1 pseudogene is annotated in these 399 nt (G+C 81.2%); it reads right to left on the bottom strand.

Annotated features, from left to right (window positions below):
* Positions 1 to 399: pseudogene (locus E2C05_RS33905) on the bottom strand (hypothetical protein); the annotation flags it as partial.

Raw genomic sequence — 399 nt, forward strand, 5'->3', positions numbered from 1 at the left:
GGTGCGAGAAGCGGCGCGGCCGGGGGTTGCGGCGGAGCGGGCGGCGCCTCCGCCAGGCGCGGCGGCGTTACGGGCGGCGCCACGGGCGGCGGCGTCGGGGCTAGTTGCGGCGGCGTCGGCGGCAGCGGCATCGGGGGTGGGGGCGGCGGCACGGCGCCCGCGACATCCGGCTGGGCGTCCCGCCGCGCCTCCGCCTGGTCGGGCTCGCCCGGCTGATCCGGTGCGCCGGACTGGTAGTAGACGGCGTAGGAGGGGGGCGGCAGCGGCTCCGGCGGGCGCGGCCGGGTCATGACAGCCAGCAGCACCAGCAGGGCGAAGCCGGCATGCAGCAGGAGGGATGCGACCAGTCCAGGCCGCAGCCCGCGCCGCGCCCGGCGCCGCTGCGCGACGGCGGCGGCG

This window comes from Paracraurococcus ruber (assembly GCF_004353985.1).
GTDB classification, from domain to species: Bacteria; Pseudomonadota; Alphaproteobacteria; order Acetobacterales; family Acetobacteraceae; genus Paracraurococcus; species Paracraurococcus ruber.